The 17967-nt window shown below is 63.3% G+C and carries 21 protein-coding genes and 1 pseudogene; 12 read left to right on the plus strand and 10 right to left on the minus strand.

Annotation, left to right across the window (positions count from 1 at the left end):
- The first annotated feature begins 73 nt into the window (after nt 1-73).
- Complete coding sequence (locus AC0Z42_RS28570) at nt 74-259, plus strand: hypothetical protein (RefSeq protein ID WP_485471448.1); 186 nt, start codon at nt 74-76, stop codon at nt 257-259.
- 382 nt (nt 260-641) lie between these two features.
- A pseudogene (locus AC0Z42_RS28575) lies at nt 642-743 on the plus strand (LysR family transcriptional regulator); the annotation flags it as partial.
- Nucleotides 744-774: 31 nt separating this feature from the next.
- Here the strand turns inward: AC0Z42_RS28575 and AC0Z42_RS28580 are convergent.
- Nucleotides 775-1401 (minus strand): hypothetical protein, encoded by a 627-nt coding sequence (locus AC0Z42_RS28580; protein ID WP_485471449.1) that lies wholly within the window; start codon nt 1399-1401, stop codon nt 775-777.
- Nucleotides 1402-1542: 141 nt separating this feature from the next.
- Between AC0Z42_RS28580 and AC0Z42_RS28585 the strand changes: the two genes are divergently transcribed.
- Nucleotides 1543-2451 carry an ADP-ribosylglycohydrolase family protein gene (locus AC0Z42_RS28585; RefSeq protein WP_485471450.1) on the plus strand — a complete coding sequence of 303 codons (909 nt, stop codon included), beginning with the start codon at nt 1543-1545 and terminating at the stop codon, nt 2449-2451.
- On the opposite strand, the gene AC0Z42_RS28590 is transcribed toward AC0Z42_RS28585, so the two are convergent.
- Nucleotides 2448-3572 carry a metallophosphoesterase gene (locus AC0Z42_RS28590; protein WP_485471451.1) on the minus strand — a complete coding sequence of 375 codons (1125 nt, stop codon included), beginning with the start codon at nt 3570-3572 and terminating at the stop codon, nt 2448-2450. The two genes, AC0Z42_RS28585 and AC0Z42_RS28590, sit on opposite strands and share 4 nt — an antisense overlap.
- 142 nt (nt 3573-3714) lie before the next feature.
- On the opposite strand from AC0Z42_RS28590, the gene AC0Z42_RS28595 reads away from it, so the two are divergent.
- Nucleotides 3715-4401 carry a hypothetical protein gene (locus tag AC0Z42_RS28595; RefSeq protein ID WP_485471452.1) on the plus strand — a complete coding sequence of 229 codons (687 nt, stop codon included), beginning with the start codon at nt 3715-3717 and terminating at the stop codon, nt 4399-4401.
- Here AC0Z42_RS28595 and AC0Z42_RS28600 read toward each other — a convergent pair whose 3' ends face one another.
- Both AC0Z42_RS28600 and AC0Z42_RS28605 read right to left on the minus strand, forming a co-directional pair.
- Nucleotides 4402-4797 (minus strand): ACT domain-containing protein, encoded by a 396-nt coding sequence (locus AC0Z42_RS28600; RefSeq protein WP_485471453.1) that lies wholly within the window; start codon nt 4795-4797, stop codon nt 4402-4404.
- Nucleotides 4798-4806: 9 nt separating this feature from the next.
- Nucleotides 4807-5418, minus strand: a complete 612-nt coding sequence (locus tag AC0Z42_RS28605; RefSeq protein ID WP_485471454.1) for a LysE/ArgO family amino acid transporter — start codon at nt 5416-5418, stop codon at nt 4807-4809.
- A gap of 101 nt (nt 5419-5519) precedes the next feature.
- On the opposite strand from AC0Z42_RS28605, the gene AC0Z42_RS28610 reads away from it, so the two are divergent.
- Both AC0Z42_RS28610 and AC0Z42_RS28615 read left to right on the plus strand, forming a co-directional pair.
- Complete coding sequence (locus AC0Z42_RS28610; protein ID WP_485471455.1) at nt 5520-6422, plus strand: ArgP/LysG family DNA-binding transcriptional regulator; 903 nt, start codon at nt 5520-5522, stop codon at nt 6420-6422.
- A 99-nt stretch (nt 6423-6521) separates the two neighbouring features.
- Entirely contained in the window at nt 6522-6722 is a 201-nt protein-coding gene (locus tag AC0Z42_RS28615) for a DUF3079 domain-containing protein (RefSeq protein WP_485471456.1), read from the plus strand.
- A gap of 11 nt (nt 6723-6733) precedes the next feature.
- Here the strand turns inward: AC0Z42_RS28615 and AC0Z42_RS28620 are convergent, their stop codons facing one another.
- Nucleotides 6734-7960, minus strand: coding sequence for an MFS transporter (locus tag AC0Z42_RS28620; protein ID WP_485471457.1), 1227 nt, complete (start codon nt 7958-7960; stop codon nt 6734-6736).
- Between the two features lie 151 nt (nt 7961-8111).
- On the opposite strand from AC0Z42_RS28620, the gene AC0Z42_RS28625 reads away from it, so the two are divergent.
- Nucleotides 8112-8717, plus strand: a complete 606-nt coding sequence (locus tag AC0Z42_RS28625; RefSeq protein WP_485471458.1) for a TetR/AcrR family transcriptional regulator — start codon at nt 8112-8114, stop codon at nt 8715-8717.
- 23 nt (nt 8718-8740) lie between these two features.
- Here AC0Z42_RS28625 and AC0Z42_RS28630 read toward each other — a convergent pair whose 3' ends face one another.
- Nucleotides 8741-9220: a GNAT family N-acetyltransferase gene (locus tag AC0Z42_RS28630; protein ID WP_485471459.1), complete on the minus strand. Its 480-nt coding sequence runs from the start codon at nt 9218-9220 to the stop codon at nt 8741-8743.
- A 116-nt stretch (nt 9221-9336) separates the two neighbouring features.
- On the opposite strand from AC0Z42_RS28630, the gene AC0Z42_RS28635 reads away from it, so the two are divergent.
- Nucleotides 9337-9993 (plus strand): tetratricopeptide repeat protein, encoded by a 657-nt coding sequence (locus AC0Z42_RS28635; protein ID WP_485471460.1) that lies wholly within the window; start codon nt 9337-9339, stop codon nt 9991-9993.
- Here AC0Z42_RS28635 and AC0Z42_RS28640 read toward each other — a convergent pair whose 3' ends face one another.
- Entirely contained in the window at nt 9994-10965 is a 972-nt protein-coding gene (locus AC0Z42_RS28640) for a ribonuclease Z (RefSeq protein WP_485471461.1), read from the minus strand.
- 386 nt (nt 10966-11351) lie between these two features.
- Between AC0Z42_RS28640 and msbA the strand changes: the two genes are divergently transcribed.
- Entirely contained in the window at nt 11352-13199 is a 1848-nt protein-coding gene (msbA, locus tag AC0Z42_RS28645) for a lipid A export permease/ATP-binding protein MsbA (protein ID WP_485471462.1), read from the plus strand.
- 13 nt (nt 13200-13212) lie between these two features.
- Nucleotides 13213-13692 (plus strand): MarR family winged helix-turn-helix transcriptional regulator, encoded by a 480-nt coding sequence (locus AC0Z42_RS28650; RefSeq protein WP_485471463.1) that lies wholly within the window; start codon nt 13213-13215, stop codon nt 13690-13692.
- On the opposite strand, the gene AC0Z42_RS28655 is transcribed toward AC0Z42_RS28650, so the two are convergent.
- Together AC0Z42_RS28655 and nhaR are read right to left on the minus strand one after the other, a co-directional pair.
- Entirely contained in the window at nt 13682-15001 is a 1320-nt protein-coding gene (locus tag AC0Z42_RS28655) for a chloride channel protein (protein WP_485471464.1), read from the minus strand. The genes AC0Z42_RS28650 and AC0Z42_RS28655 overlap by 11 nt on opposite strands.
- Nucleotides 15002-15113: 112 nt before the next feature.
- Entirely contained in the window at nt 15114-16013 is a 900-nt protein-coding gene (gene nhaR / locus AC0Z42_RS28660; protein WP_485471465.1) for a transcriptional activator NhaR, read from the minus strand.
- A 161-nt stretch (nt 16014-16174) separates the two neighbouring features.
- Here nhaR and AC0Z42_RS28665 point away from each other — a divergent pair, with 161 nt between their 5' ends.
- Entirely contained in the window at nt 16175-17137 is a 963-nt protein-coding gene (locus AC0Z42_RS28665; RefSeq protein WP_485471466.1) for a TerC family protein, read from the plus strand.
- Nucleotides 17138-17210: 73 nt separating this feature from the next.
- The gene (locus tag AC0Z42_RS28670) at nt 17211-17615 is read left to right on the plus strand and encodes a tellurite resistance TerB family protein (protein WP_485471467.1); all 405 of its coding nucleotides are present in this window, start codon (nt 17211-17213) and stop codon (nt 17613-17615) included.
- Here AC0Z42_RS28670 and AC0Z42_RS28675 read toward each other — a convergent pair.
- Complete coding sequence (locus AC0Z42_RS28675) at nt 17612-17965, minus strand: YnfA family protein (protein ID WP_485471468.1); 354 nt, start codon at nt 17963-17965, stop codon at nt 17612-17614. The two genes, AC0Z42_RS28670 and AC0Z42_RS28675, sit on opposite strands and share 4 nt — an antisense overlap.
- Nucleotides 17966-17967: the final 2 nt, after the last annotated feature.

Consider the following 17967-nt stretch of genomic DNA (forward strand, 5'->3'; position numbering starts at 1 on the left):
GAGCAATACGGGTCAGCGCCGAGCAGCTGGAGCAGTGGAAACGGGCACAGCTTAAATTAGTCGGGAAAGTGTCTTGACTGATGGATCCACTTTACTGTTTGCGGTGACCGGCTGGGGCAAGGCGCCCTGGCTGAAGTCGTACGAGGATACGCCTATTCATTTTGACCATCTTCATCACCTCCAGGCCTGGTATGAGCGCGTCAAGAGCCGTGCAGCCGTGCAGAAGTCCATCCTCGAGGAAGGCCTCGACTTGTACTAAGCAAGTGCCAAGAAATTATTGTGAAATTATGACGAACAGAACCGGATGCGCTGCAAGGCGCCCGCTGCTAGCAGTGCGAGCACTGCTAGCAGCGGGCAACACCGCAGAGCGCCGGTTATGGAAGTCAGAATTTACAAGAATTTATGCGTATTTACTTAGTATCCTGAAGCCTCGTTGCCCGTGCAACGAGGCTTGGAACGACCACTCCTGGCCCATTCACGCCCTTGGGCAGGCGTTCCGGCATCGCATCGTTGCTCCGGGAGCTTTTCGTGCCGGTCACCGTCGCCCCAAAGCGTCGCGTTCAGCCTTGGATGCCGCCCAGGATCTCCCTGCGCACAAGCTCCGCCCCCGCGCTCAAGGCATGCAATTTACCTCTCGCCACTTCCTGGGCGCGCGCGAGGCGGACACCACCATCGGTTATGTGCGGGCGTTTATCGAACTGGCGCGCCAGCCTGTTGCGGTCATCGCGCAAAAAAACGGCTGATCAGTAATTTTCCAATGCCGCCGCGCGCTGTTTATTTTCCACCCGGTTTTTCGCTCGCATACAAATCGCGTTCCCTTATCCAGCCCCTGGTGCGTTTGCGCTCCGGGCTGACATATTCAGCTTTCACCCACCCCGCTTGCGTCTCGAATACGCGCAGCGCATTGCCCTCGATGGCATAGGCCTTGCGCGGATGCGCATCGGAAGGATCGTCGTGAAAATACGCTTTTTCGGCGGAGACGATGCGGATGGCCTGCCAGCTTCCTGGTTCGCTCTGCCTGAACGATACCGGTTCGGGGGCAAAGTGCTGCACGTTCCAGCAGCCGGGCGGATCTTCTTTCAATTGGGCGCGCACGGTTGGCTTGCCGTTTTCGGCAAGCAGTTGCATGGTGCCGGAAATGACATTGTTGATGTCGCGGTCTGCCGGAAACCAGGTATCGACCCGAGTGGCCGGATCGCCCACTTTGCCGCGCATGAAAAAGATGCAGCTGAATTGTCCGGCGCCGGTCGTGCTTTCAAAGTAGGCGGTCAGGATGCCTTGCTTGTCGACGCCAATGAGCAGGCCGTCGTAGACGCCGGAGGTAATCGGCGCGGCGGTGGCCGGCATGGCAGCCAGTGCGGTACCGGCAGCCAGTAACAGGGCAGGGAATAATTTGCGCAATTGGCGGCTCTTTCTGATGTGCTTTTAATGGTATGAATCTGACTATAACGCTATTGATCATATCGAGGCGCGCTGGCGTGCTCTGTCGATTGCGCTGGCCTTTTATAATCGGCGCTTGATCCCGATGTAGAAAATTCAGTCATGCCTGAAATCTCCCTGAACTCCCGTTACCTCGCCACCCTCCTGGGCCTGGCTGCCGGCGACGCCGTCGGCACCACCGTCGAATTTTCCCCGCGCGGCAGTTTCAAGCCCGTCACCGGCATGGCCGGCGGCGGCCCGTTCCAGTTGAAGCCCGGCGAATGGACCGACGACACGTCGATGGCCCTGTGCCTGGCCGAAAGCCTGATCACCAAAAACGCATTCAATCCGGCCGACCAGATGGCGCGCTACCTGAACTGGTGGCAATGGGGTTATCTGAGCTCGACCGGCACCTGCTTCGACATCGGCATGACGGTGCGCACCGCGCTCGACAAATTTGCCGATACGGGCAACCCGTACAGTGGCGAGACCTCCCCGAACACCGCCGGCAATGGCTCGCTGATGCGCCTGGCGCCGGTGGTGCTGTTCGCCTATCCCGATATCGACGCGGCAATAAAACTGGCCGCCGACAGTTCACGCACCACCCACGGTGCACCGGAAGCGGTGGAAAGCTGCCAGCTGTTCGCCGCCCTGCTGTGCAGCGCGCTGGCGGGAACCAGGAAGGAAGACCTGCTGGCCAGCATCGCTTTCCAGCCGACCGAGCCAAAGCTGAAAGAGCTGGCCACCGGCAGCTTTCTCGCCAAGGCAGAATCACAGATCCGCGGTACCGGCTACTGCGTCGACTCGCTGGAGGCATCGCTGTGGTGCTTTTTCAATACCGGCAGTTTCGAGGAGGCCGTGCTGCGCGCCGCCAACCTGGGGGACGATGCCGATACCACCGCCGCGATCACCGGCCAGATCGCCGGCGCGTATTACGGCGTGGAAGCGATCCCGCCAGCCTGGCTGGCGCCGCTGGCGATGCGCGACGATATCGAAGAGATGGCAATCAAGCTGCTGGAACGGCCGCGCTAGTTGGATTTGCGCAGCGTAATGCGCGTCAGCTCGGACGGCCGTCCCAGGCGCAAGGCCAGCCCGGGCCACAACGCCGTGCCGTTGTTGACGTAGAGCTGCATGCCGTCCACGTCATACAGGCCGGACACGAAACCGCCATTGGCCAGCGCGAACAATCGGTCCAGGCCGGCGATCAGGCCGCCGTGGGTGTGGCCGGACAATTGCAAATCGGCGCCCAGCGCGGCCGCGTGGCGTGCGTTCCTCGGTTGATGGTTCAGCAGAACGACCGCCGCTTCCTTTGGCGCGCCCCTGAGCGCCTGCGCCACGTCGGGCGCGGGCAGGCCCGTGTTGGGCGCCGTCACATCGGTCACGCCGGCCAGCACCAGTTGCGCGCCGCCGCGTTCGATAATGGCGTGGCTGTTGTCGAGGGCGGTCATGCCCAAGTCGGTGAAATACTGCATCCAGGCATCGTGGCCGAAGAAATATTCGTGATTGCCGGGAATCACATAGACGCCATCCCTGGCATGCAGGCCGCGCAGCGGCGCCACGTCCGCCGCGCGGTCACGGATGGCGCCGTCGATCATGTCGCCGGTGACGACGATCAGGTCGGCGTCCGGGCCGTTCGCGTCCGCCACCACCGCCCGCGTCCAGGAGGCGTCGAACAGGCGGCTGATATGCATGTCGGTCAGTTGCACGATCCGGTAGCCATCAAATTGTGGCGGCAGCTTTGCAATGTGGATCTCGATATCCTTCAGCGGCGGCACGCGGATGGCCTGGTGCACGCCGATGGCGGCCAGCGCCATGGCGGCAGCCGCCAGGCCGTAGCGCAGCCTGGGCGGAATCGCCAGGTGGCGCCAGCGCACCAAGCTGGTGACGAGCAGCACCAGGTCGAGCGCCAGTTGCAGCAGGGCCAGCAGCAGAATGGCGTTGAAGGCCCAGTTGAAGGCGATGACTATTGCTTTGGGAAATTCGGGCGAGAAGACGCTGCCGGACGACAGGCGGCTGTACAAATGATATTGCGAGGCGAGCAGCAGGACAACGGCAGCGGCCAGCCTGGCACGCAGCGGCCATGGCAGCGGCCACAAGAAACGCGCGATGACGAACAAGCAGGGCAGGGCGAACATCAGGTGAAATCGGATCATGGAGGGGGATCTTCGTGTTGACGAAGGGCCATTTAACCACGATCGCCGCCATCAAGTGGCGCACTGGCCCTGGCGGCTGCCCGTTGCCTCATATAATAAACTCGCCAGCTTGCCTGACTAAAACATCCTGATATCCCAGCCCATGAAATCGATTTTATTTTGCACCAGTCATATCAAGAATGAGCAGGCGTGGCAGGAGCGCTACCAGCGCTGGCTCGATTATTACCAGGATGGCCCGATAGCGGCGGCCAAGAAGATCATGATCGACGATGGCTCGCCGTATCTGCCGCCGCCAAGCATCATCAAAACGGTGACCAATACGGCGCCGCTGTCGCTGTTCAATGACGGCAAGGTGATCGTTCGCTTTGACAATAACCTGGGGCGGCAAAGCGTGTCGGCTTATCCTGGCTGGTGGCGCAGTTTTCTGCATTCGCTCACCCTGGCCAGGGAGCTGGGCGCCGACAAGATCATTCATATCGAATCGGACGCCTATATATTGAGTCCGCGCCTGGCCGATTTCATCAACGGCATCGAGTCCGGCTGGCACGTGATGTGGAGCGAGCGCTACCAGTTTCCGGAAACGGCGATCCAGGTCATTTGCAGCGATCAATTCGAGGTGTTCGAGCAGTTCAAGGCGCGCCAGCCTGATTTGAATGATGGCGACCTGGCGGAAAATCTGCTGCCCTTTACGTCGGTCGACCGCCAGTTCAAGGGCGAGCGCTATAGCGAGATCCGCAAGGACCTCGTCCGCGCGCAAATTCCGTTGGACGCCGATTTTGTCACCCAGGCGGTGATTTCCCAGCATGTCGAATTCCGCAAGAACGGTTGATCAGCTAATCAAGACGTGGCCGGCCTGCTTCAGCAAGTGCATTGCGGCCGGCAGGTCCTGCGTCTTGAGCAGCAGATGGTCGCCATCGTAGGTGGAAACGACGAACACGCCCAAGCCGCCCAGCGACAGCGGCCGCACCACCGACAGCACGATGCCGGTGGCGCCAAAGGCAAATGGCCCGACGAAGCGCCAGCAACGCCATTCTCTTTCCGATACCGTTTCCGGCGGCACGCGCGCCGCTGCGCAGACGATCGACAATTCATGCTTGGACCGGCTGATGCTGACAAAGCCCTCGCCATCGGCCCAGGCGGGGATGGGCGCGGCCGCGTCGAGGCGGCTGACGGCATATTCACCGGCTGCCTGTTCCAGGGTGATGCTGTGCAATTCCGTGTTCATCTGTTGTCCTTAGTGAATGAATAGCGAGGCGGCAATCGCCCACATGGTTACCGCGATCAGGCCATCAAGCACGCGCCAGGCGCGTGGATTGGCAAATACCGGCGCCAGCAGGCGCGCGCCTGCGGCCAGGCCGCTGAACCACAGCACCGAGGCGGTCATGGCACCGGCCGAAAACCAGGCGCGGCCGTGTTCGGGCTGTTGCGCGCCGATGGCGCCCAGCAGCACCACGGTATCGAGCCAGGCATGCGGGTTCAGCAGACTGAGCGCAATGGCGGCGCGCAGGGCAGGGCCTGCTTCGCGGACGGCGCTGCTGGCCGCCTGCAGCGCCTGGCCTTGTGGGCGCCAGGCGGACCAGGCCGCACGGCGCCCGTATTCAAGCAGGAACAGCGCGCCGCCGATGCGGATCGCGCCCAGCAGCCATGGCGTGGAGGCCACCAGTTTCCCCACGCTGCCGGCGCCCAGGCTGATCAGCAAGATGTCGCCAGCGATACAGGCGGCCGCGCACAGCAGCACGTGCTGGCGCTGTATCCCTTGCCGCAATAAAAACGCATTTTGCGCGCCGATGGCGACAATCAGTCCGCCGCCCATGGCCATGCCCTTGAAAAAACTGCTGCTCAACATTGCTCTTCCCCTGCAAAAGGTACCCAGCATAGAAGATGGCGGTGTATTAGTATAATGAATGTTATTCGTGATTCATTCTAAAAATTCATGTGGGTATAGGTATGAGCGTGCTCGATTACCGGGGCTTGGCGGCCCTCGATGCGGTGCTGGAACAAGGCAGCTTCGAGCGTGCCGCTGCCGCGTTGTCGATTACGCAGTCGGCCGTGTCGCACCGCTTGCGCGCATTGGAAGAGGCGACCGGCGAGCTGCTGGTGATCCGCAGCCAGCCGCCGCAAGCGACCGCGCGCGGCCACCGCCTGATCGCCCATTACCGGCAGGTGCTGCTGCTGGAAGCAGGACTGGTCGCCGAAGCGCCTGAACCGGCGGCGCTGCCGCGACTGGCGATTGCGGCCAATGCCGACAGCGCCGCCACCTGGCTGCTCGAAGCGCTGGCGTTGGTACTTGAAGAACCCGCGTGCCGGGTCGATGTGCTGCTCGATGACCAGGATCAGACCCTGCGCCAGTTGCGCGAGGGCAGGGTGGTGGGCTGTATCGCCAGCTCGCCGGACGCCGTGGCCGGCACCTCGGTGGTAGCGCTGGGCATCATGTCGTATCGCTGCGTGGCCACGCCGGCGTTTGCGCAGCGCTGGTTTCCCGAGGGTTTGAGCGCACAGTCGGTCGCGGTGGCGCCGGCCGTGATCTACAACCGCAGCGATACCCTGCATGCGCGTTATCTGGCGCAGATGGGCCTGAGCCAAAAAGTGCCGCACAGCTACTTTCCCAGCGCGGAAGGATTCGTGGCCTTTATCCAGGCCGGCTTCGGCTACGGCATGGCGCCCGTGATCCAGGTGCGCGAGGAACTGGCAGAGGAAAAACTGATCGATCTCGCGCCGGGCACGCAAGTGGACGTGGCCTTGTACTGGCACCGCTGGAATATCCAGACGCCGCTGACCAGCAGGCTCAACGACGCCATCGTGGCAACGGCGGCCAAGTGGCTGCAACAGGATCACGCAAGCATAGTTTGATATCCTTGACCTGACTCAAGATCGGCAAGACTCGCCGTTTGACCCCCGATCGTGCCGGGCCTACAGTGTTTGCTGTTGCCTACAGCCCGGTACACTATCATGGCCAAGCCCTTTCCCGTCAATCCCAAGAACCCCGAACGCATCTGCTGGGGCTGCGATAAATATTGTTCTCCGGACGCCATGGCCTGCGGCAATGGCTCCGAGCGCACCCAGCATCCGGTCGAGCTGTTCGGCGAGGGCTGGAACGAGTGGGGGCTGAGTGCGCCAGAGCCCGCAGGCAAGGCAAAAGATACTGCCTGAGATCACACCATTCAATGCCCCGCCACCGGGCCGCTGCCATTGCGGCGGCCCGGCGTAAAACCGTGCGTGCGCGCTGACCAGGCGATCGCGATGGCGATTGCCAGCAAAACGATCATGGCCCACGGGAAGGCGCCCGCGCCCCAGGTTTCCAGCAAGGCGCCGCCGGCCACCCCTGCCGCCGCAATCGCGCCATTCCACGCCACCACATTCATCGACAGCGCCACGTCGGCGCCGCTGCCGGCGCTGTCGGCCAGCGCCGTTTGCAGCAGGGTGGCCGCGCCGCCGAAGCTCAGGCCCCAGGCGGCCATGCCGAGGTAGATCACGGCGGGGAACTGTGATGCCAGGCCCAGCAGGACAGTCGTGGCAGCAAACGCGGCCAGGCTGGCCAGCACACTGGCGCGCAGGTGGCGCTCGACCAGCTTGCCGGTGACCCAAATGCCGGCAATCGCCGCCGCGCCAAACACCAGCAGCACCAGGTCGATCCTGCCAGCCAGGCCGGCCGGGGCAACGAACGGGGCGATATAGGTGTAGAGAATATTGTGCGCCAGCATCCATGTGATGACCACCGCCAACACCGGGCGCACGCCGGGGGTGGTGAAGACCTGGCGCAGCGGCATGCGTTCATGCGCCGACTGGCCCGGATAGTCGGGCACTTTCGCCAGCACCCAGGCGATCAGCGCCAATGCCAGTGCCGAAATGATCCAGAACGCCATGCGCCAACCGACCGTTGAACCGAGCAGGGTGCCCAGCGGCACGCCCAGCGACAGCGCGACCGGCGTGCCGACCATCGCCAGCGCCATCGCGCGGCCCTGCTGATGCGGCGCCACCATGCGCCGCGCATAGCCGGCCAGCAAGCTCCACGCCAGTCCCGCCGCAACGCCTGCCATGAAGCGCGCCACCAGGATCAGCCCGTAATGGGACGACAGCGCCGTGACCGAATTGAACACCAGAAAACCAGCGATGGTCAGCAGCAACACGTTGCGGCGCCGCCAGCCACGCGTGGCGATCGTCAGCGGAATTGCCGCCAGCAGCGAACCCAGGGCATAGACGGTGACCATCTGCCCGGCCATCGCCTGGCTGATGCCGAGGCCGGCGCCGATCTGCGGCAGCAAGCCGGCCGGCAAGGTTTCGGTGACGATGCAGATAAAGCCAGTCATGGCCAGCGCCAGCAGGGCGGAGACGGGAAGGCGGTCGTCCAGCGCAGGGCTGGTGGCGGTAGTGATGGCAGGGGCATTCATGTCGATCCTTGATAAGGTTGGGCGCAGCGGTGCAAGCACGCCGATGGCGATACATATATATCGATCGGTATAAATATAGAGGAATGGGGCTGGCGTTGTCAATGACTTCTGTATCGAGTAGTATCTATATGGTTGAAAAGAGGAGCATTAGATGGCACAAATGGGAAGGCCGCGCACGTTCGACCGCCAGGCAGCGGTCGAGCAAGCCATGTTTTTATTCTGGCGGCAGGGATATGAATCGACGTCCTTGAGCCAGCTCAAGGCGGCGATCGGTGGCGGCATTTCGGCGCCCAGTTTCTATGCCGCGTTCGGTTCAAAGGAAGCGCTGTTCCGCGAAGCGGCGCAATGCTATCTCGATACGTATGCGCAGGTGACGCAGTGCCTGTGGGACGATGGCCTGGCGCCGCGCGAGGCGGTCGAACTGGCGCTGCGCCAGTCGGCGCGAATGCAGTCCGACGCGGCGCACCCGCCCGGCTGCATGGTGGCGCTGGGCTGCATGAGCGCGCCGACGGCGGAACATGCGTCCGTCGCCGCGCCGCTGACGGCGTCGCGCGAGCGTACCCGCGCCGGCTTCGTGCGCTGCGTCGAGCGTGGCGTGGCGCAAGGGCAGTTGCCAGCCGATACCGACGCCAGCGCGCTAGGCGCCGTCTTCGACAGTTTTTTGTCGGGCGTTTCCATCCTGGCGCGCGATGGCGTAGGCCATGCCGTTTTCGATGCGGCCATCAGCCAGGTGATGCGGGTGTGGGACGCGCAGTGATCGATTGATTACGGCCGGGCTGACTATTGTTTGCTGAAGAAAAACTCCAGTACCTCATCGCCATGCGCGTCCGTCTCGCCGGTCGCGGTCCAGCCCAAGTGGCGGTAAAAGCCGTAGGAGCGCGAGGCGGGGTCGCTGGAGCAGCCGAGGAACAATCGGCCATGGCCGTGTGCACGCAAATCTTGCATTACCAGCGCCAGCAAGGTCTTGCCGGCGCCTCGGCCTTCAACTTCTGGCAGCAAGGCCAGCACGATGATTTCGCCGGTGTCCAGATCACCAAAGCAATAGCCGGCCAGCATGCCATTCGCGTGGCAGGTATGGCCCGGCAGCTTGCCGGATCGCATCAGTTCAGCCCAGGACTCTGCCGTAATGCCGAACTCGGCCAGACGCTCGGCCGTGACAGCGTTTTGCCGGGTCCGGCCGCGCAGGGTGATAAAGGTGGCCGCGTCTTGCGCCAGGGCCGCTTGAAAGACCAGGGTGGGAAATGGTGTTGGTGTCGTCATGGGATTGATTGATTGTTATGCGCGCCACTCTACCCGTCTTCAACTGAACACTCAAGCCTTGCGCCCGCGTCTTAGAATGGTTGCCATCCATTGAACCCGACAGAACAGGAGCCTGCATGACCTTATCCGCCGAAGCCCTCAACGAAGCCGGTATCGACGCCTATAACGACGACAATTACGCCGAGGCCTACAAGCAGTTTCATGCCTCGGCCAGCACCGGCGATGCAGCCGGCAAGCATTTCCTGGCCAGCCTGTATTACCAGGGCCAGGGCGTGGCGCAAGACCTGCCGAAAGCGGTGGCCTTGTTTGCCGAAGCGGGCGAGGCCGGTTATCCGCCGTCGCTGGCCAACCTGGCGCTGATGTATGCCAGTGGCGATGGCGTCGAGCAGGACGCGCAGCAGGCGCTGGTGTATGGACGCCAGGCGGCCAAGGCCGGCGATGGCCAGTCGCAATTCAACCTGGCGCAGGCTTACCGGCGCGGCGTCGACATTGCGCAGGATTTCGAGCAGGCAGCCTACTGGTACCGGACGGCGGCCGAGTCCGGTTCGCTGTCGGCGCAGAACGAATATGGCTTGCTGTATGCGCAAGGGCAGGGCGTGGAGCTCGATTACGTGGAAGCGTATGCCTGGATTGCGATGCCGGCCGCAGCGGGCGACGAACAATCGATCAAGAACCGCGACCAGTTGCTGGAAATCCTGACGCCGGCGCAGCTGGAAGAGGCCAAGGCGCTGGCGGCGGAATATGCCGGCTTGTACGGCAGCGATCCTTACTGATTAGTCAGGCTTGCGCGCATCGACCTTGCTCAGTACGCCAGCGGCGTCGAGTGCATAGCTGTCGAAATCGTTGGCCAGGAACAAGGTACCCGCATAGTGCAGGCGCGCCTCCGCTTCCAGTTCGGCCATGCCGTCGCTGTGGTGGTAGCGCGCGCTGAAGTGCGTCAGGATCAGGTTCGGCATGGCGCAGCTGGCGGCGAACTGCGCCACCCGCTGCACCGAGCTGTGGGTCGGCCCCGGCCCCGCCTTGATCAGCATCGCCTCCGTGTAGGTGGCTTCATGCACCAGCAGTTGCGCGCCCTGGCAGGCTTGCGCCAGCAGCGCCGGGGTGTCGTTGTCGCCGCCCACCACGATGGCGGCCCGGTCTGTTTTCGTGATGCGAAAATCGCTGCTGCGCAGCTGCCGGCCACCGTCCAGCAGCACGTCCTGGCCTGCTTGCAGCTGGCCCCAGACGGGGCCGGACGGCACGCCGTGGGCCAGCAGCGCCGCCTTGTCCAGTTTTGACTTGCTCGTTTCCAGCGCAAAGCGAAAGCCCACGCTGGCCGCGCGGTGCGACAGCGCGTGCCGGGTAATCGTCAAGCCGGCTTCCTGATGCACGACTTGCGCGTCATTCACGTCGACATGGGTCAAAGGATAGGTAAGGAACAGTTCCGTATGCAGCAAGGTGGCGTCCAGCCAGGCGCGGATGGCGGGCGGCGCGATGATGATCAGGGGCCGCTTGCGCCCGGTCATCGAAGCGCTGGCCAGCAGGCCCGGCAAGCCATAGCTGTGGTCGCCATGCACGTGCGTGATGCAGATGCCGGCCAGGTCGTGTACCGACAAGGGAAGCCGCTGCAGGCGGTGCTGGGTGGCTTCGCCGCAATCGACCATCCACCATTCGCGCCCGAGGGTGGTTTGCACGGCCAGCGAGGTAACGTTGCGGTAGCGGGTCGGCACGCCGGACGAGGTGCCGAGAAAAGTCAGTTTGAACATGGCGCAATTATGCTTCACGGAAATTGATTTGTGCGTGAATACAACGAAACGTAACTAAGCGTGCAATTTGCAAGGCTAAATGTAGAATGAATGAATACCACAGACGGCGCCCGAGCGCCGCGTTTGATTTACCTCTTTTGTAATCATTCACCCCCAAGGAGTACAGCATGCACACCCCAACCAAGAAAATCCTCACCGTGCTGGCGCTGACCGCGCTGGTAGTGGCTACTGCCGCCGGATTCGGCGGCCTGTAACAAGACATTTCGCTCCATCCGGATCCGGGCCGCCGCTGGCCCGGGTTCTTGCCTGCCCGCTCGCCTCTACATTCTCGTGGGAATGCTCCCGCACGCGTTAGAATCACGCTTTCTCTTTTATTTCCCCATCACATGCAGCAAAGCAGCCACTTGTTTTTCCGCCTGGCCAGCCAGTTCTGGCGTTATGGCGCCAGCGTCATGGTCACCATGCTGGCCGTGGGCGTTGCCTCGGCCACCGACGTGCTGCTGATACGCCAGCTGCAAAACGTGGTCGACGCCATGCGCGCCACGGCCAGCGAGCATCTGGCGCCCGCCACCACCGGCATCATGGGCCTGCTGCAGGGCTGGGTCGACCGTTTCCTGCCGGCGCAGGCGGGGCAGGTCGAACTGTGGGTGATCCCGGCCACCATCCTCGCGCTGTCGGTCATGCGCATGGTGTCGAGCTTTGCCGGCGACTATGGTTCGGTCTGGCTGTCGAGCCGGGTGCAGGCCGACCTGCGCGAACAGATGTTTGCCACCATCATGCGCCTGCCCAGCCGCTTTTTTGACACCACCACCACCAGCCTGACGCAGTCGCGGGTGGCGTTCGACGCCAGCCAGGTGTCGCAGGCGGGCCTGAACGTGCTCAACGTGGCGGTGCGCGATTCGGTGGCCACTGTCGGCTACCTGGTGCTGCTGTTCAGCATAGACGTCAAGCTGGCGCTGTTCTGCATGGCCACCATGCCCATTATCGCCATTATCGTGACCCTGGCCGGACGCCGCATGCGCCACCTGAGCAAGAGTTCGCAGCAGGCGGTGGGCGAGCTGACGTCGGTACTGGACGAGAGCATCGGCGGCCAGCGCGTGGTAAAAATCTTTGGCGGCCAGGATTACGAGCAGGCGCGCTTTGTCGACGTGGTCAAGCGCAACCGCCAGCTGGCCGTCAAGCATGCAGCCACGTCGGCCATGAACTCCGGCATTATCATGATGCTGGTCGGCATCACCTTGTCGTCGGTAATCTATTTTGCCCTGTTGCGCGCGCAAAGCGGTGCCATCACGCCGGGCGCTTTTGTCGCCTTCATGGGCGCCTTGATGGCGATGCAGTCGCCGATCAAGAACCTGACCAAGATCAATGAACCGCTGCAACGCGGCCTGGCTGCCGCCGAATCGGTGTTTGGCCTGATCGACACGCCGCTGGAACCTGATCCGGGCCAGGCGGCGCCGGTGGCGGCGCAAGGCAATCTGTCGCTGCAGAACGTACATTTCCGCTACAACACCGATGACCCCGATGCGCCGACCGCACTGAGCAATATCACGCTCGATATCAAGGCTGGTGAAACGGTGGCGCTGGTGGGCGGCTCGGGCGGCGGCAAGACCACCTTGCTGGGCCTGCTGCCACGCTTCTATGACGTCAGCGGCGGCCAGATCCTGCTCGACGGTGTCGACCTGCGCGACTATCAGTTGCTGGCCCTGCGGCGCCAGTTTGCGCTGGTCAGCCAGGACGTGATTCTGTTCAACGACACGGTAGCGGCCAATATCGCCTATGGCGACCCGGCGCCCGACCAGGCGCGCGTCGAAGCGGCCGCGCGCGCCGCCTATGCGCACGACTTCATCATGCAGATGCCGCAAGGCTATGCGACACCTGCCGGCCAGAACGGTTCGCGCTTTTCCGGCGGCCAGCGCCAGCGCCTGGCGATAGCGCGCGCGCTGTACAAGGACGCGCCGATTCTGCTGCTGGACGAAGCGACCAGCGCGCTGGACACCGAATCGGAGCGCCAGGTGCAAGCGGCGCTGGAAGTGCTGATGCGCAACCGCACCACCATCGTTATCGCACACCGTTTGTCGACGATTGAAAGCGCCGACCGCATCGTCGTGATGCAGGGCGGCCAGTTGGTCGAGTCCGGCAGCCATGCGGCCCTGCTGGCCAGTGGCGGCGCTTATGCGCGCCTGCACGCGAGCCAGTTGTCGCGCGAGCCGGTCCTGCCGGCGCCGACGGCATAAAGGGGCGGCAGTCATGGAAATCAATGAAAAGCAGGCGCGCAGCCTGGCGCTGCAAAACCTGCGCGTGGTGATGCGCGCGGCGCAGCGCCATTCGATACAGATCGAAAAGCAGTGTGGCGTGTCGGGTGCGCAATTGTGGGTGATGCAGGAAGTGCTGGACCAGCCGGGCCTGCGCATCGGCGAACTGGCGCTCAAATTGTCGATCCACCAGACCACGGCCAGCAACCTGGTCGACGCGCTGGTGAAAAAATCGCATCTGCGCAAGGCGCGCGACCAGCCTGATCAACGGGTGGTGACCTTGCACCTGACCGACAGCGGCCAGGCCGTGATCGCCGGCGCGCCACAGCCGGCGCGCGGTTTGCTGCCCAGTGCGCTGGGCCGGCTTGACGCGGCCAGCCTGGCGCAGTTGAACAGCGGTCTGGCGGCCTTGCTGGCAGTGGTGGCGCCCGACGACCGCCAGGCTGGCCTGCAGCCGCTGGCGTTTACGATGTAGCGGGCAGGCGCTGCAGCTGCAGCTGCGCCAGCGCCCCGTACAGCGGCGCGCTCAGCACGCGCGAGACGGTGCTGGCCACCACCGCGCAAGCCATCAGGCTCAGCACCATGCCGTGGCCGTCGACCATTTCCATCACAATAATAAAGGCCGTCAGCGGCGCCTGCGTGGCGGCCGCCAGGAAGCCCACCATGCCCAGCGCAATCAGGGCCGGCGCATGCGGGTAGTGCAGCAGCAGCGCGATATCGTGGCCGATGCCGGCGCCGATCGCCAGCGAGGGCGCGAAGATGCCGGCCGGCACGCCCGACCAGACCGTCAGCCAGGTCGCCACATACTTGAAGGCGACAAAGGCGGCCGGCACGTCGGCCGCGCCGTCGAGCATGGCGCGCGTGGCCACGGTGCCGCTGCCGAAGGTGGCGCCATGGCTGGCCACGCCGATCAGCGCCACCAGCAAAGCGCAGGCGGCGGCGAACAGCACCGGCCGGCCATGGCGCCAGGCGGATAATTTCCCCAATGGATTGCCGCGTGCGGAGGCCAGCAGCAGGCGTGCAAACAGGCCGCCGGCCACGCCCGCCACCAAGGTCACCAGCAAGCCTGGCAGGGCCAGCGCCATGCCGATCGGCCCCGGGTGGATCACGCCAAAGTGGGTGGCATTGCCGTGGATGGACACGGCCATCATGCCGGCCAGCACGATGCCGGCAACGATCAGGCCGCTGTTGCGCTGCTCCGGCGAACGCGACAATTCTTCGATGGCAAACATCACGCCGGCCAGCGGTGTATTGAAGGCGGCCGCGATGCCGGCCGCGCCGCCGGCCACCAGCAGGGAATGGGGCGATACCGCCGAGTGGCGCGGCAGCCAGCGCCGCGCGGCCAGCATCACGCCGGCGGCGATCTGCACCGACGGCCCTTCGCGGCCCAGCGACAAGCCGCCCAGCAAGCCGCCCGCCGTCAGCGCGATCTTGGCGGCCGACAGTCTCAAGGATACATACAGCGAACGCTGTTCGGCGCCCACCGATGGATCGAGTGCCGCCATCACTTGCGGAATGCCGGAACCGGCCGCGCCGATGGCGTAGCGCCGCGTCAGCCACACCAGCACGGCGGCGCACAGCGGCGTCCACAACAGGGTGAACCACCAGGCCTTGGCGTTAAAGACATGAAACAGATCCAGCGCTGCTTCCGCCAGCCAGGTGAAACCGACCACCACCAGGCCGGCAATCGCCGCCATGCCGACCACCACGGCGCGCGACCACCACAGGCGCGGGTTGGCAAATTCATGCTTGAAGGCAGAAGGTATATCGTGCGAGTGCTTCATGGTGGCAAATCCGGGGAGGGGTGGCGCGTGGCGTCGGGAGACTTGCTATTGTACCGATATATTTATCCAAATGTATTTCGTCAGCGTATTGCGTGGCGTATGCGAAACAGTCCTAGACGAACAGGTCGCGCCGCGCGCTCTGGCTGATGGCCACCGTGGCCGGATGGCTCAGGCGGCGCTCGGTGGTGATCGCATACACCTGCTCGACCAGGCTGTCGACGCGGCCCAGCGCCACCACATTATATTGCTCGCAGACCTGGTGCGCGATCACGGTAGGGGCGAAGAACAGGCCGGCGCCGGACTGGCCAAACGCGTTCATCATGGCGCTGTCGTCGAATTCGCCGACGATGCGCGGGTGCAGATTGTTTTCGCCGAGCCACTGCAGCAGGCGCGCATAGATGGCGAAATCCTCGCCCGGCAGCAACAGCGGCGCGCGGTGCAGGCACTGCGGAAAGGCGCCGGAGAGGGTGGCGGCCAGGGCCTTGGTGCCCAATAATGTCATGCCGCTTTCGCCCAGCAGGTGGTTGAAGCCGCGCACGCTCAGGTGGGCCGGCATGGGGCGGTCGGCGATGATCAGGTCCAGCCGGTGCACGGCCAGGTCCGCCAGCAGGCTGGCCAGGCGGCCTTCGCGGCAAATCATGCGCAGCGGTTCGGCCAGGCCCAGCGCCGGTTCCACCAGGCGGCAGGCGATCAGTTTCGACACCGAATCGGCGCAGCCGACGCGAAAGGTGGTGGTCGTGGTACGCGACTGGTCGCGCACGATTTCCAGCAATTCATCGCCGGTGCTGAAAATTTCCTCGGCGTGGGAAAGGATGCGCCGGCCGGTGTCGGTCAGCTCCAGGGTGCGGCCGGCGCGGCGAAACAGTTCCACGCCCAGGGTGTCGGCAAATTCGCTCAACTGGCCCGAGATCGATTGCGGCGTCAGGTGCAGCTGCTCGGCCGCGCGCGCAATGCTGCCCGTCTTGGCAACCATCCAGAAATACCGCAAGTGTTTGAAGTTGAGTGTAGACATGGTTTTTGGCCTTCTTTTCAATACATCGAGTTTTTCGATGTATTGTTCAATTATATTCGATTTGTTCGATGTTCTGATTCGCCCTATGATGACTGCTCACCTATTTATCTGAGGAGAAACATCATGTGGCTCAGTAACAATCAACATACGGGAGGTTGCCGATGAACGGTTTGGAAAGCATTGCGTCCGCGCCCATGTGGGCCGGTTTTATCGCCTTCGTGCTGATGATGCTGGCGCTGGACCTGTTTGTCTTCGGCGGCAACAAGGCGCACAAGGTCAGTGTCAAGGAAGCGGCAATCTGGTCGGTGGTATGGGTCAGCCTGGCGATGATCTTCAACGGCGGCTTGTGGTGGTACCTGAATGGCACGGCCGGTCCCGAGATCGCCAACCAGAAGGCGCTGGAGTTCTTCTCCGGCTACCTGATCGAAAAAGCCCTGTCGGTCGATAACGTGTTCGTGTTCCTGCTGATCTTCACCGCTTTCCAGGTGCCGATCCAGTACCAGCGCCGGGTGTTGATCTACGGCGTGCTGGGCGCGATAGTGATGCGGGCCGTGATGATACTGGCGGGCGCCTGGGTGGTCAGCGAGTTCAGCTGGGTGCTGTATCTGTTTGGCGCCTTCCTGTTGATTACCGGTGTGCGCATGCTGGTAGCGGCCGATGCCGAACCCGACGTGGCGAACAATCCGGTGCTGCGTCTTGCCCGCCGTCACTTGCGGGTAGCCGATGGCGACCATGGCGAGAAGTTCATGGTGGTGAAGGGTGGCTTGCGTTATGTCACGCCGCTGTTCCTGGTGCTGATCCTGATCGAGGTGACGGACCTGATTTTCGCGGTCGATTCGATCCCGGCGATTTTCGCCATCACGACCGACCCGTTCATCGTGTTCACCTCGAACCTGTTTGCGATCATGGGGTTGCGGGCCCTGTACTTCCTGCTGGTGGACGTGGCTGACCGCTTCCATCTGCTCAAGTTTGGCCTGGCGATGGTGCTGGTGTTTATCGGCGCGAAAATGCTGATCATGCCGTGGTACCACGTGCCGGTCGAAGCGTCCCTGCTGGTGGTGGCCGTGCTGATCGCCGCAAGTTGCCTGGCCAGCGTGTTTATCGCCAAGAAAGAAGACAAGTAACCGTTGTCAAGTGAAGCAGTACAGCGCCCGCCACGGCGGGCGCTTTGATCAAACAACCATGAATGGAATTGAGATGCGTAGTTACTCCAAAAACAGTCCCCAGGCAGCGGGCCGTATCCTGGCCCTGATGATGATCGTCGACGGCAACCTGGCCAGCTCCGAACTGCAGGCGCTGGACCGCAGCAAGATCCTCGACCATATCGACCTGGAGCCAAGTGACTTCCAGCGCCTGCTGCAAGACCTGTGCGATGACATGCTGACCTCGACCCTGCATGGCTCGGTGCAACTGAGCAATGCGGTAATCGACAGCCTGCTCGAAGAAATTACCGACCCGGACCTGCGCCGCAAGCTGCTGCAAACCATGTGGAAGATCGCCGACGCCGACGACTGGCTGGCCGATGGCGAAGCGGTATTGCTGGCGCGCGCCGGCACGGCATGGTCGTCGGAAACCAATTTCCGTGAGCACGCAACCGCTTAAGCCGTCCGGTGTCCCATGGCAATGACGGCGGCGCCGGCCAGTGCCAGGCCCACGCCGGCAATATCGGTCCAGGCCGGCGTGACGCCGTCCACCAGCCACAGCCAGGCCAGCGCGGTGGCGATATAGATGGCGCCATACGTGGCGTAGACCCTGCCGCTGGCAGCCGGATGCAGGGTCAGCAGCCACACGAAGACCAGCAGGCTGATGCCGGCCGGCAGCAGCAGCCAGGCGCTGCCTTTGTTGCTCAGCCATAGCATCGGCAGGTAGCAGCCCAGCAGTTCGGCCACGGCAGTGACGGTAAATAGCCCGAAGGTGCGGGCCAGGCTGGCCCACTCGATGCTTGCCTGCATGG

The sequence above is a fragment of the Janthinobacterium sp. 1L-D-8-B-C4 genome, from assembly GCF_057291295.1.